Source organism: Caballeronia sp. M1242 (assembly GCF_017220215.1).
Lineage (GTDB): Bacteria > Pseudomonadota > Gammaproteobacteria > Burkholderiales > Burkholderiaceae > Caballeronia.
In genome coordinates this window covers 114,772-127,715 of record NZ_CP071130.1, presented here as the reverse complement: position 1 = coordinate 127,715, position 12,944 = coordinate 114,772, and the positions used below count along the sequence as shown (strand labels likewise).

The window sequence follows — 12,944 nt, the reverse complement described above, 5'->3', positions numbered from 1 at the left end:
TTTAAACTCTCCAGAGAATCTGTGCAGCGTAGCCGGCGCATCCGATGAGCCACAGGACGGTGAGCACCAGCAGGCCCAGGCGCAATCCGACGGGCTTCACGTAATCCATCCAGATGTCGCGCATGCCGACCCACGCGTGATAGAAGAGCGAGAGCAAGGCGACGAAGGTGGCGAGCTTCATCCACTGCATCGCGAAGATGCCGGCCCAGCCTTCATAGGAGAAGTTATGTGCGCCGAAAAAGAGCACGAGCAGCAAGAGCGTGTACACCGCCACGGCGACGGCCGTCACGCGTTGCGCGAGCCATTCGCCTGTGCCGTAATGCGCGCCCACGACGAGGCGCTTCGGGCCGACCCGGTTTTGCGTTCCCATGTTAGAAGGCTCCGAAAAGTTTCAGCGCGACGGCAAGCGTCAGCACGAGCGACACGACCAGCACCGCGATGGCGGTCTGCCGTCCGCCTTCCTTGTTGACGGCGACGTGCATGTCAAGCACGAGAAAGCGGATACCCGCGCAGAAGTGATGCAGATACGCCCACGACAGCACGAGCGTGATGATCTTGACGATGGGGTGCGCGAGAAAGCCCTTGAACGCCTCGAAGCTGATCTCGGACGTGAGGCTCTGGTCGAGCAGATACAGCAGAAAGGGCAGCGCGATGAAGAGCAACAGACCGCTGATGCGATGCAGGATGGACACCTTGCCCGCCCACGGCAAGCGATACTTCGCGATCTGTCCAAGCCCGATGTTCCGGTACTCGGGCCTTGGTTTTTTTACGGCTTCAGCCATGCTAGACCCCAACTTGTTATTACACTAACCCGCGATTTTAGCGCCTTTTCATTCCGCAACGCAGCGAAAAGCGGCCCAAGAGACTGTTGCCGCCCACGCGAAAATAGCGCCCTCGGATGCCCTTGCCAGGCCGCTTCCAACCAGGCGGACCACTCGACCCAAGCCCGCGCGCTCAACTCAAGTCGTTCTGATAGTAATAGCCGCTCGTCACGTACCAGCCGCGCCGCACTTCCACCGGACGATCGCCGTAGGTGTACGAAATACGTTCGACCGACAACAGCGGATAGCCCGGCTGCACATCCAGCAATTGCGCGACCGGCTCTTCCGCCGCGACCGCCCGAATCTTCTCCGACGCGCGAATCATGCGCGTGCCGAACTCCGTTTCGAACATCGCGTAGAGCGGGCCCTTGTAGTCGGCGAGGCGTTCCGCCGTCAGCCCGCGAAACACGGCGCCCGGCAACCAGATTTCGTCGAAGACCGTGGTGACGCCATCGAATTGCAACAGACGCTTGATAAGAACGACGGGATCGGCGGGCTTGAGATCGAGCTGGCGCGCAATTTCGGCGGGCGCGCGCAGGCGTCGGCATTCGAGCAGGCGGCTGACATGGGGATGAATGTCGCCATCGTCGGGCAGAAGGCGCAGGAAGCGGAATTGCACGCGATCTTCGCTGTGCGTCGCAACGAACGTGCCTTTGCCCTGGCGGCGCACCAGAAGGTTGTCCGCGGCAAGTTCGTCGATCGCCTTGCGCACGGTGCCCTGGCTCACCTTGTAGCGGGCCGCGAGCTCGACCTCGCTCGGAATGATCTCGCCCGGCTTCCATTCGCCGGATTCGAGGCCCTGCGTGATGAGCGCCTTGATTTGCTGATACAGCGGGCTAAACGTCGGCGACGGCGCGCCCGCGGGCTCGCCCGCCTGTGCGCTGCCGTTCTGTGGGGGCGTGCCCGCCGAGTTTGGCGCGTTCGAATTCATGCCGCGCATTTCAACACAAAGGCCCGTCGCGCGTCCACATTTTCGCGCGAGTTCTATGTCTTATATAAGACATAAGATAGTGTTGACTTTGCCTGCGGGCAATCCTACACTCCTTGTCGAGCAAGGGTTTGCGGGTCGTCGCACGGTTTTCGGAAACGTTCGTTCGGCGTGGTTTTTTCGGCGGTTTTCGCCGAATTGCCAGTGTCGGGCGCGCGCCGGGTCCACGCCACCAACCGCCAGGCACGCCCTTTCGCTTCGCCTTACGCCGATCGGCCACACGATTCGCGCGCCGCTGCCTGTCTACCGCCTCGCAACGTCCAGCGCCGTCTCGAATGGGCGCTTGCCGTCAGACTCTAGCGAAAATGCGCCTCCTCGCGCAGTCCCGCACTTTCCGCTCATAGAAGGATTCATGGCATGACGGTCATGCCGCCACGCAGCCATGCGGGAAAGCGCAGCCATGCGGCGCGCGGCCCGCGTGGCGGAAGGCTCTCAGCAATCCGCGGGCGGCATGTCCGGCATGACATCATCAACGCTTTGCGTAACGCGCATAAAATGGCGTTTTTCCCTAGCGTTCCACGTACCGTCCAGGAGAGTTTCAATGGCTAAGTCCGCAAAGCGCGTTGCCGTCACCGGCGCCGCAGGTCAAATCGGCTACTCGCTGCTGTTTCGCATCGCCAACGGCGATCTGCTCGGCAAAGACCAGCCCGTGATTCTTCAGCTGCTCGATCTGCCGCAAGCGCAAGCCGCCGTGAAGGGCGTCGTGATGGAACTGGAAGACTGCGCGTTCCCGCTGCTCGCGGGCGTCGTCGTCACGGACGATCCCAAGGTCGCGTTCAAGGACGCCGACATCGCGCTGCTGGTCGGCGCGCGTCCGCGTTCGAAGGGCATGGAGCGCAAGGATTTGCTCTCGGCCAACGCCGAAATCTTCACGGTTCAGGGCAAGGCGCTGAACGAAGTCGCGAGCCGCGACGTGAAGGTGCTGGTCGTCGGCAACCCGGCGAACACGAACGCCTATATCGCGATGAAGTCGGCGCCGGACCTGCCGAAGAAGAACTTCACCGCCATGCTGCGTCTGGACCACAACCGCGCGCTGTCGCAACTGGCGGCCAAGTCGGGCAAGCCGGTGGCGTCCATCGAGAAGCTTGCCGTGTGGGGCAACCACTCGCCGACCATGTACCCGGACTTCCGCTTCGCGACGGCCGAAGGCGAGAACCTGACGAAGCTCATCAACGACGATGAATGGAACCGCAACACGTTCATCCCGACCGTCGGCAAGCGCGGCGCGGCGATCATCGAGGCTCGCGGCCTGTCGTCGGCGGCATCGGCGGCTAACGCGGCGATCGACCATGTGCGCGACTGGGTGCTCGGCACCAACGGCAAGTGGGTCACCATGGGCATTCCGTCGGACGGCTCGTACGGCATTCCGGAAGACATCATCTACGGCGTGCCCGTCACGTGCGAAAACGGCGAGTACAAGCGCGTGGAAGGCCTGGAAATCGACGCTTTCTCGCGCGAGAAGATGGACAACACGCTGAACGAACTGCTCGAAGAGCGCGACGGCGTTGCGCATCTGCTGGGCAAGTAAGCACGGCGGCACATGGGAAGCGCACGCGCTTCCCTTCAGCGCGGACTTTGCGGTTCGCGCCTGATCCGGTCGCGCTTGCGTACCTCGCGTACCACTGCGAGCGCGGCCGAATCAGACATACGAGCAGCATCGAATTCACATTTCCTCGGACCCGACGCCGACAATGCCCGCTCTCTCCCCCGCCGACGTGCTGTTTGACGGCGAGCCGCAACCCGCAGTTCTGCCGCCCTGCGATCACTACGCGGGCAGCGAGAAGCTGATCAGGAAGTCGCTCGCGTTGCAGGCGCAGCTCGGCCCGGTGTTCGACATCACGCTCGATTGCGAGGACGGCGCGCAGGTCGGTCGCGAGGCCGAACATGCGGAGATGGTGGCGTCGTTCGTCGGCGGCGAGGACGATCGCTTCGGGCGCGTCGGCGTGCGCATCCACGACTTCCAGCATCGCGCATGGCGCGACGACGTGCGCATCATCCTGCGTCAGGGGAAGCAGGCGCCGGCCTACGTGATGCTGCCGAAGATCCGCAGCGTCTCCGATGCCGCCGAAATGGTCGCATTCATCGAGGCCACGCGGCGCGAGTTGGGCATCGCGAAGGCCATCGCCTGTCATGTGCTGGTCGAAACGCATGGCGCGCTCGCGGATGTCTTCGGGCTGGCCGCGCTGCCCGGCGTCGAGTCGCTGAGCTTCGGACTGATGGACTTCGTGTCCGCGCACAACGGCGCGATTCCGGATTCCGCGATGCGCTCGCCCGGTCAGTTCGATCATCCGCTCGTGCGACGCGCGAAGCTGGAGATTGCGGCCGCATGTCACGCGCATGGCAAGGTGCCGTCGCATAACGTGTCGACGGAAGTGCGGGACATGACGGTCGTCGCGAACGATGCCGCGCGCGCCCGCAACGAGTTCGGCTACACGCGCATGTGGAGCATTCATCCGGAACAGATTCGCCCGATTGTCGAGGCTTTCTCGCCGCGCTCCGACGAAATCACGCTGGCCGCCGAGATTCTGCTCGCGGCACAGCGCGCGCAATGGGGACCGACGCGCCACGGCGACACGCTGCACGACCGCGCGAGTTATCGCTATTACTGGTCGGTGCTGCGCCGGGCGAAGTCGACGGGACACGCGCTGCCCGACGAGTGCGCGCCGCTTTTCGGCGCGAACTAGATGCAAGCTGACACGAGCCTTTGGTCACGCGGCGCGAGCGCAAGCCCGGCGCGCGTTTCAAGCGAAAGAGACGACGCCGCGGGACGGGCGTTCACAGGAGACTTGAAGCAATGAGCGACACCGTATCGAGCGACGCAGCCGCAGCCGGTGGTTTCAAGCCGAAGAAATCCGTCGCGCTGTCGGGCGTGACAGCGGGTAATACCGCTTTGTGCACCGTCGGCAAGACCGGCAACGATCTGCACTATCGCGGCTACGACATTCTCGATGTGGCGACCACGTCCGAGTTCGAAGAGATCGCGTATCTGCTCGTGCATGGCAAGCTGCCGAACGTCGCCGAACTGAAGGCGTACAAGACGAAGCTGAAAGCGCTGCGCGGCTTGCCTGCGAACCTGAAGGCTGCGCTCGAATGGATTCCCGCCTCCGCGCATCCGATGGACGTGATGCGTACTGGCGTCTCCGTGCTCGGCACGATTTTGCCGGAGAAGGAAGATCACAACATCGCGGGCGCGAGAGATATCGCCGACAAGCTGATGGCCTCGCTCGGCTCGATGTTGCTCTACTGGTATCACTACTCGCACAACGGCCAGCGCATCGAAGTGGAAACCGATGACGACTCCATCGGCGGCCACTTTCTGCATCTGCTGCATGGCGTGGAGCCGTCGCAGTCGTGGGTGCAGGCGATGCATGTCTCGCTCAATCTGTACGCCGAACACGAGTTCAACGCGTCCACGTTCACGAGCCGCGTGATCGCGGGCACGGGCTCCGACATGTATTCGGCGATTACCGGCGCAATTGGCGCGCTGCGCGGTCCGAAGCACGGCGGCGCGAACGAAGTCGCATTCGAGATCCAATCGCGCTACGAGACGCCCGACGAGGCGGAAGCCGACATCAAGCGTCGCGTCGAGAACAAGGAAGTCGTGATCGGCTTCGGGCATCCGGTTTATACGATCTCCGATCCGCGCAACAAGGTCATCAAGGAAGTGGCCAAGTCGCTGTCGAAAGAAGCGGGCAACACCAAGCTCTTCGATATCGCGGAACGCCTGGAAACGGTCATGTGGGACGCGAAGAAGATGTTCCCGAATCTCGACTGGTTCAGCGCGGTGTCGTATCACATGATGGGCGTGCCGACCGCGATGTTCACGCCGCTCTTCGTCATCTCGCGTACGTCGGGATGGAGCGCGCACATCATCGAGCAGCGCATCGACAATAAGATCATCCGGCCGAGCGCGAATTACACGGGACCGGAGAATTTGAAGTTCGTCCCGATAAATAAGCGAAAATAGCGGGCTGCGCGATCAGAATTCGTGATTCCGCGATTTCCATCCGCGCAGCAACCGCCACTCAACCCAAATGTTTCTGAAAGGTTTCACCGATGAATAAACTTCTGATCGCTGCAATCGTCGGCACGCTCGCCACGCCGAGCGTGTTCGTGAGTGCCGACGCCTTCGCCGCGACAACCGAATCGAGCGCGGCCAAGGCCAAACGCCCCGCTCCGGCACGCCGCCTGATCAAGCGCAAGCCCAAGGCCGAAGCGGCTGCGGCAGCGAAGACGGACCCGATCCCCGACGGCGCAGTGAAGTGGTCCTGCAAGGACGGCTCGGCTTTCTACCTGAAAGGCGACATGAAGCGTGACGCGATCGTCACGGTGAACTGGGCCAAGAAGGACTACAAGCTGCCGCGTCAGGACACGACGACCGGCGCAGACCGCTTCCACGACGCCGCAACAGGCATGGACCTGGTCGTCATTCCGACGAAGGCGATGCTGTTCTCGGACAAGGACTCGTCGCGTCTTGCCGACGAGTGCATGACAGCCGAGATGGCAGCCGGCGCGACGGCGCCCACGCAGGCGGAAGCGCTGAAGCAGAACCCGCTGCTGCTCAAGCCGGCGGAATAAGCCACATCAGTATTCAATACAGGAATCCTCGATGTCCGCACCGATCTCCAATGTCCGGCCCGAACCGGACAAGGTACTCGTCGACATAGTCGACTACGTTCTCGATTACGACGTCGACAGCGCCCTTGCGCTGGAAACCGCGCGCAATTGCCTGATCGACACACTCGGTTGCGGACTCGAAGCCCTCTCGTACCCCGCCTGCACCAAGCTGATGGGACCGATCGTGCCCGGCACGATCGTCCCCAACGGCGCGAAGGTGCCGGGCACCCAATTCCAGCTCGATCCGGTTCAGGCCGCGTTCAACATCGGCGCGATGATCCGCTGGCTCGACTTCAACGACACATGGCTCGCCGCGGAATGGGGCCATCCGTCGGACAACCTCGGCGGCATTCTCGCCACCGCGGACTGGCTTTCGCGCAACGCCGTCGCGACCGGCAAGCAGCCGCTCACGATGAAAGACGTCCTGATCGCGATGGTCAAGGCGCACGAGATTCAAGGCTGCATCGCGCTCGAAAACTCGTTCAACAAGGTCGGGCTCGATCACGTGCTGCTCGTCAAGGTCGCATCGACGGCGGTGGTCGGGCAGATGATCGGCCTGTCGCGCGAAGAACTGATCAACGCGGTATCGCTCGCCTTCGTGGACGGGCACTCGCTGCGCACGTACCGTCATGCGCCGAATACCGGCTCGCGCAAGTCGTGGGCGGCGGGCGACGCGACTTCGCGCGCCGTGCGTCTCGCGTTGATCGCGAAGACCGGCGAAATGGGCTATCCGTCCGTGCTGACCGCCAAGACGTGGGGCTTCTACGATGTCCTCTTCAAGGGCAACGAGTTCAAGTTCCAGCGTCCGTATGGCTCGTATGTGATGGAGAACGTGCTCTTCAAGATTTCGTTTCCGGCCGAATTCCATTCGCAAACGGCGGTGGAGGCGGCCATGACGCTGCACGACAAGCTGAAGGAAGTCGGCAAAGGCGTCGAAGACATCGCGAAGATCACCATTCGGACCCACGAAGCGGCGATTCGCATCATCGACAAGAAAGGCCCGCTCGATAATCCGGCTGACCGCGATCACTGCATTCAGTACATGATCGCCGTGCCGCTGATTTTCGGCCGGCTGACGGCTGCGGATTACGAAGACGTCGTCGCGAAAGACCCGCGCATCGACACATTGCGCGCGAAAATGGAATGCGTGGAAGACCCGCAATTCACGAAGGATTATTTCGACCCGGACAAGCGTTCGATCGCGAATGCGCTGACTGTCGAGTTCAACGACGGCACGAAGCTCGATGAAATCGCGGTCGACTATCCGATCGGACACAAGCGCCGCCGCGCGGACGGTATTCCGCTGCTCGTCGAGAAGTTCAAGACGAACCTCGCGCGGCGCTTTCCAACCAGGCAACAGCAGGCGATCCTCGCGGTATCGCTGGACCAGGCAAAGCTGGAAGCAATGCCGGTCAATGAATACGTCGATCTGTACGTGATTTAGTCGATCGACTCGGTCATACAGAAACGTTGCATCGAAGCTATTTCCTCGTTTAGCCCTAGGAAAATAACCATGGCCCACAATCTCCATAACACGCTCAAGGAATTCGACAGCGGCTCCGGCAAAGGCAAGTACTACTCGCTGCCGCAACTCGGAAAAGCACTGAACGTCGACATTCAGCGCCTGCCGGTTTCGATTCGTCTCGTGCTCGAATCCGTGCTGCGCAACTACGACGAAAAGAAGATCAGCGAAGAGCACATCAAGCAGCTCGCGAACTGGAAGCCGAACGCGGCCCGCGTCGATGAAATCCCGTTCGTCGTCGCGCGCGTGGTGCTGCAGGACTTCACCGGCGTGCCGCTGCTCGCCGACATCGCCGCGATGCGCGGCGTGGCGAAGCGCACGGGCAAGGACCCGAAGGCGATCGAGCCGCTGGTGCCGGTGGATCTCGTTGTCGATCACTCGGTGCAGATCGACCACTTCCGCGAGCCGAACGCGCTCGACCTGAACATGAAGCTGGAATTCCAGCGCAACAACGAGCGCTACCAGTTCATGAAGTGGGGCATGCAGGCGTTCGACACGTTCAAGGTCGTGCCGCCGGGCGTCGGCATCGTGCACCAGGTGAACCTCGAATACCTCGCGCGCGGCGTCCACAAGAAGGACGGCGTCTATTACCCGGACACGCTCGTCGGCACTGACAGCCACACGACGATGATCAACGGCATCGGCGTCGTGGGCTGGGGTGTGGGCGGCATCGAAGCGGAAGCGGGCATGCTCGGCCAGCCGGTGTACTTCCTGACGCCGGACGTGGTCGGCGTCGAACTGAAGGGCAAGCTGCGCGAAGGCTGCACGGCCACCGACCTCGTGCTGACCATCACCGAGATGCTGCGCAAGGAGAAGGTCGTCGGCAAGTTCGTCGAGTTCTTCGGCGAAGGCACGGCGTCGATCGCAGTGCCGGACCGCGCGACCATCGGCAACATGGCGCCGGAATACGGCGCGACCATGGGCTTCTTCCCGGTCGATGAGAAGACCATCGACTACTTCCGCGGCACGGGTCGCACCGACGAAGAAATCTCGGCGTTCGAGAACTACTTCAAGGCGCAGAACCTCTGGGGCGTGCCGAAGGCCGGCGACATCGAATACACGAAGACGCTGACGCTCGATCTGTCGACCGTCGCGCCGTCGCTCGCAGGCCCGAAGCGTCCGCAAGACCGCATCGAGATCGGCAATGTGAAGAGCACGTTCACCGACCTGTTCTCGAAGCCGGTCGGCGAAAACGGTTTCGCGAAGAAGCCGGAAGACCTGCAGGCCACGTACAAGACGTCAGACGGCATCGAAGTGAAGAACGGCGACGTGCTGATCGCGGCCATCACCTCGTGCACGAACACGTCGAACCCGAGCGTGCTGCTCGCCGCTGGCCTGCTCGCAAAGAAGGCGGTCGAAGCCGGCCTGACGGTTGCGCCGCACATCAAGACGTCGCTCGCGCCGGGATCGCGCATCGTCACCGACTATCTGACGAAGACGAACCTGCTGCCGTATCTCGACCAGCTCGGCTTCACGCTGGCCGCTTACGGCTGCACGACGTGTATCGGCAACGCGGGCGACCTGACGCCGGAACTGAACGACGCGATCGTGAAGAACGATATCGTCGCGGCGGCCGTGCTGTCGGGCAATCGCAACTTCGAGGCGCGCATTCACCCGAACATCCGCGCGAACTTCCTGGCATCGCCGCCGCTGGTCGTCGCCTATGCGATCGCGGGCAACATCACGCGCGACCTGATGACCGAGCCCGTCGGCCAGGGCAAGGATGGCCGCGACGTGTTCCTGGGCGATATCTGGCCGACGAGCGAAGAAGTGCACGCGCTGCTCAAGTTCGCCCTCGACGCGGATACGTTCCGCCAGAACTACTCGCAGCTCACGAAGGAAGGCGACCTGTGGAGCAAGATTGCGGGCGAAACCGGTCAGGTCTATGACTGGCCGAAGTCGACGTACATCGCGGAGCCGCCCTTCTTCGGCAATGACTTCTCGATGAAGCCGGCCGATTCGATTCCGGCGGTGACGAAAGCGCGCGCGCTCGGCATCTTCGGCGATTCGGTGACGACCGACCACATCAGCCCGGCGGGTTCGATCAAGGAAACGTCGCCGGCGGGCGTGTGGCTGAAGGCGAACGGCGTGCAGAAGGCCGACTTCAACAGCTACGGCTCGCGCCGCGGCAATCACGACGTGATGATGCGCGGCACGTTCGCGAACGTGCGGATCAAGAACCTGATGATCCCGCCCAAGGCGGACGGCACGCGCGTGGAAGGCGGCCTGACGATTCACCAGCCGAGCGGCGAACAGCTGTCGATCTACGACGCCGCGATGAAGTACATCGACGAAGGCACGCCGACCATCGTGTTCGCGGGCGAGGAGTACGGCACGGGTTCGTCGCGCGACTGGGCGGCGAAAGGCACGCAACTGCTCGGCGTGAAGGCCGTGGTGGCGCGCAGCTTCGAGCGGATCCATCGCTCGAATCTCGTCGGCATGGGTGTGTTGCCGCTGCAGTTCAAGGGCTCGGACAGCGTTCAGTCGCTCAACATCACGGGCGAAGAAACGTACGACATCGAAGGTCTCGGCGACGACTTCAAGCCGCAGCAGGAAGTGACGCTTGTGATTCACCGCAAAGACGGCAAGGAAGATCGCGTGGCGGTGCTGCTGCGTATCGATACGCCGATCGAAGTGGACTACTACAAGCACGGCGGGATTCTGCCGTTCGTGCTGCGCTCGCTGCTCGCGGCGTAAGCGGAAGTGTTTTGCAGGTGACCGCGCCCGAAAGGGCGCGGGAACATTGAACCCGGCCTTGGCCGGGTTTTTTTTTCGGGTGCGTGGCATCCGTGTGCCCACCTGCCCCCTCACATCGGCGGCACAACCCCTTCCTTCTCCACCACGATCCGCTGCGCCGCGAAATCCCCACCCGCCGGGCTCGCCACGACGAACACCTTCTTCCCCGGCTTCAGATCATCGTGCGTGGCAGGCGCAAACGTCACCACCGGCACATTCTCCGGCACCGTGATCGAACTCGACCCGCCCTTGTACGACAGCTTCAGATCACGTCCGCTCGTGCCCTGCACGACCTGATCGACATTCGCATTCGTCATCGAGCTTTGCGGGCCCAGATCCCACGCGTAGTGACCCTCGCCGGTGCCGCGCGCCGCTTCCGGGAAGACCAGCACTTCGGTCGCCGTCAGCTTGCCATCGGTGCCCGTCGTCGCGGCCGTGCCGACGAATTCGCCCGGCTTGATGTCCTGCAGCTTGATGTTCCTGAGCGCCGTCACGGGCGTGTCGGCTTTGACCGTGATTTTGACCGTATCGCCGCTACGACGATGCACCGTGAGCGTATCGCCCGACAGCGCAACGATATCGCCGCGAATACGCGTGGGCTTGGCAGCGGGCGTCTGCGCGAACGCGCCAGCCGTGAATGCGAGCGCCGCGATGCTGACGCCGAGTTTCATGCGAATGGACATGCAATCTCCTTGTGGTTGAACAAAAGACAAGTGTTGAATCAACGTCTGATCAGGAACCGCCGAACCAGTTGTAGCCCTGGTTCTCCCAATAGCCGCCGGGGTATTCGTTGGTCACGGTCATCGCGACGATATGCTTCGGGTTCTTGTAGCCGAGCTTGGTCGGCATGCGCAGCTTCATCGGGAATCCGTACTTCGGCGGCAAGATCTGACCGTCGTAGGTCAGCGTGAGCAGCGTCTGCGCGTGCAGCGCGGTCGGCATGTCGATGCTCGTCGAGTAGTTGTCCGCGCAATGGAACGCGACATACTTCGCGCTCGTATCCGCGCCCGCGCGCGCCAGAAACTGCGCAAAGCGCACGCCACCCCATTTGCCGATCGCGCTCCAGCCTTCTATGCAGATGTGCCGCGTGATCTGGCTTTCCTGCGGCATCGCGTGAAGCTCGTCGAGCGTCCACACGCGCTTGCCTTTGACGAGACCGCCGACTGCAAGCTTGTACGCGGACGGATCCACTTCCGGCACTTGGTCGATGTCATAAAACGCGTTAAACGGAAACGGCCGCGTGATCATCGACTCGGGATACGTCGGCGCGAGCTTGTTCGGATCGAAGAGCAGCGCCTGCGCGTCGTCGTTCAGCGACGAAATCTTGCGCAGCATCGCGTTCACGGATTTGTCGTCGGTGATATTGCAGCCCGACAGCATTACGAGGCCGCCCAGCGAAAGAATCCGCTTGCCGAACAGGCGCCGCGCGGGCGCTTTGAGTTCCTTCGCTGCGTCCTTGACGATGGACTCGGCGTCGAGTGTGTTCTTGCTGATCGGCATGGCGTCAACGTCCTTTGATCATCAATACGAGCGAACGCGGCACGAGCGCGACCATCGCCACATGCAGCACGACGAACGCAACCAGAAAGCTCATGCCGAAGAAATGCACGACGCGGGCGTTGTCATAGCCGCCCATCAGCGTGCGCAGCCACGGAAACTGCACAGACTTCCACACGACCAGCCCCGACAGAATGATGACGACGATATCCACGATCACCGCGAGATACGCGAACTTCTGCACCGCGTTGTAGTGCGTGAGATCGTCGTGGCCGAGCTTGCCGCGCAGCGCCGCGAACGCATCGCTGATTACGCTTTTGATGCTCAACGGAAACATGCGACGGCGCAGGCGGCCGGTCGCCACATTCATCGCGAGATAGACGATGAAGTTCGCGACCAGCAGCCACATCGCCGCGAAATGCCATTGAAGCGCGCCGCCGAGCCAGCCGCCGAGCGTGATGGCGGGCGCGAACGTGAGCGCCTTGAAGATGGGCGACGCGTTATAGATTTGCCAGCCGCTCGTCACCATCGCAACGATAGCGAGCGCATTCACCCAATGCGTGATGCGCAACCAGAGCGGCTGAACCGGCCGAAGTGTTCGTTCTTGCACGTATTGCCTCGCGGGTCGATGATCGAGCATGGACGCATGCTAACGGCCGCGCACTGATCGATCGATGACCTCTCCATGACGTTTTTGTCATTTGCGGCGGGAAACGGCAGACGCTCGATAGAATCACGTCAACCTGATAACGAAGCTCGCGCG

12 protein-coding genes are annotated in these 12,944 nt (G+C 62.3%); 6 read left to right on the top strand and 6 right to left on the bottom strand.

Annotated features, from left to right (window positions below; translation table 11 throughout):
• Position 1: 1 nt before the first annotated feature.
• The 3 genes from sdhD to JYK05_RS14200 all read right to left on the bottom strand — a co-directional run bounded on the left by sdhD (position 2) and on the right by JYK05_RS14200 (position 1,761).
• Positions 2 to 370: a succinate dehydrogenase, hydrophobic membrane anchor protein gene (gene sdhD / locus JYK05_RS14210; protein ID WP_175940907.1), complete on the bottom strand. Its 369-nt coding sequence runs from the start codon at positions 368 to 370 to the stop codon at positions 2 to 4.
• Position 371: 1 nt separating this feature from the next.
• Entirely contained in the window at positions 372 to 782 is a 411-nt protein-coding gene (sdhC, locus tag JYK05_RS14205; RefSeq protein ID WP_159834264.1) for a succinate dehydrogenase, cytochrome b556 subunit, read from the bottom strand.
• 172 nt (positions 783 to 954) lie between these two features.
• Positions 955 to 1,761, bottom strand: a complete 807-nt coding sequence (locus tag JYK05_RS14200; RefSeq protein ID WP_175940905.1) for a GntR family transcriptional regulator — start codon at positions 1,759 to 1,761, stop codon at positions 955 to 957.
• A 589-nt stretch (positions 1,762 to 2,350) separates the two neighbouring features.
• Here JYK05_RS14200 and JYK05_RS14195 point away from each other — a divergent pair.
• The 6 genes from JYK05_RS14195 to acnA all read left to right on the top strand — a co-directional run bounded on the left by JYK05_RS14195 (position 2,351) and on the right by acnA (position 10,645).
• On the top strand, positions 2,351 to 3,337 hold the full coding sequence (locus JYK05_RS14195) for a malate dehydrogenase (protein WP_175940903.1): 987 nt from the start codon (positions 2,351 to 2,353) through the stop codon (positions 3,335 to 3,337).
• Positions 3,338 to 3,500: 163 nt separating this feature from the next.
• Positions 3,501 to 4,493 carry a CoA ester lyase gene (locus JYK05_RS14190; protein WP_206469116.1) on the top strand — a complete coding sequence of 331 codons (993 nt, stop codon included), beginning with the start codon at positions 3,501 to 3,503 and terminating at the stop codon, positions 4,491 to 4,493.
• A gap of 110 nt (positions 4,494 to 4,603) precedes the next feature.
• The gene (gene prpC / locus JYK05_RS14185; RefSeq protein WP_206469114.1) at positions 4,604 to 5,776 is read left to right on the top strand and encodes a 2-methylcitrate synthase; all 1,173 of its coding nucleotides are present in this window, start codon (positions 4,604 to 4,606) and stop codon (positions 5,774 to 5,776) included.
• An 89-nt stretch (positions 5,777 to 5,865) separates the two neighbouring features.
• Positions 5,866 to 6,387 carry a hypothetical protein gene (locus JYK05_RS14180; RefSeq protein WP_206469112.1) on the top strand — a complete coding sequence of 174 codons (522 nt, stop codon included), beginning with the start codon at positions 5,866 to 5,868 and terminating at the stop codon, positions 6,385 to 6,387.
• A 31-nt stretch (positions 6,388 to 6,418) separates the two neighbouring features.
• Positions 6,419 to 7,870 carry a bifunctional 2-methylcitrate dehydratase/aconitate hydratase gene (locus JYK05_RS14175; RefSeq protein WP_175940899.1) on the top strand — a complete coding sequence of 484 codons (1,452 nt, stop codon included), beginning with the start codon at positions 6,419 to 6,421 and terminating at the stop codon, positions 7,868 to 7,870.
• Between the two features lie 69 nt (positions 7,871 to 7,939).
• Positions 7,940 to 10,645, top strand: a complete 2,706-nt coding sequence (gene acnA, locus JYK05_RS14170; protein ID WP_206469110.1) for an aconitate hydratase AcnA — start codon at positions 7,940 to 7,942, stop codon at positions 10,643 to 10,645.
• A gap of 110 nt (positions 10,646 to 10,755) precedes the next feature.
• On the opposite strand, the gene JYK05_RS14165 is transcribed toward acnA, so the two are convergent.
• From JYK05_RS14165 to JYK05_RS14155, 3 genes are read right to left on the bottom strand one after another with little or no spacing between them, the layout of a single operon-like run.
• A complete protein-coding gene (locus JYK05_RS14165; RefSeq protein WP_175940897.1) occupies positions 10,756 to 11,367 on the bottom strand; it encodes a DUF5666 domain-containing protein in 612 nt (203 codons plus the stop codon).
• Positions 11,368 to 11,416: 49 nt separating this feature from the next.
• Entirely contained in the window at positions 11,417 to 12,184 is a 768-nt protein-coding gene (locus tag JYK05_RS14160; protein WP_206469109.1) for a molybdopterin-dependent oxidoreductase, read from the bottom strand.
• A 4-nt stretch (positions 12,185 to 12,188) separates the two neighbouring features.
• Complete coding sequence (locus JYK05_RS14155; RefSeq protein WP_241269992.1) at positions 12,189 to 12,710, bottom strand: cytochrome b/b6 domain-containing protein; 522 nt, start codon at positions 12,708 to 12,710, stop codon at positions 12,189 to 12,191.
• Positions 12,711 to 12,944 lie beyond the last annotated feature (234 nt).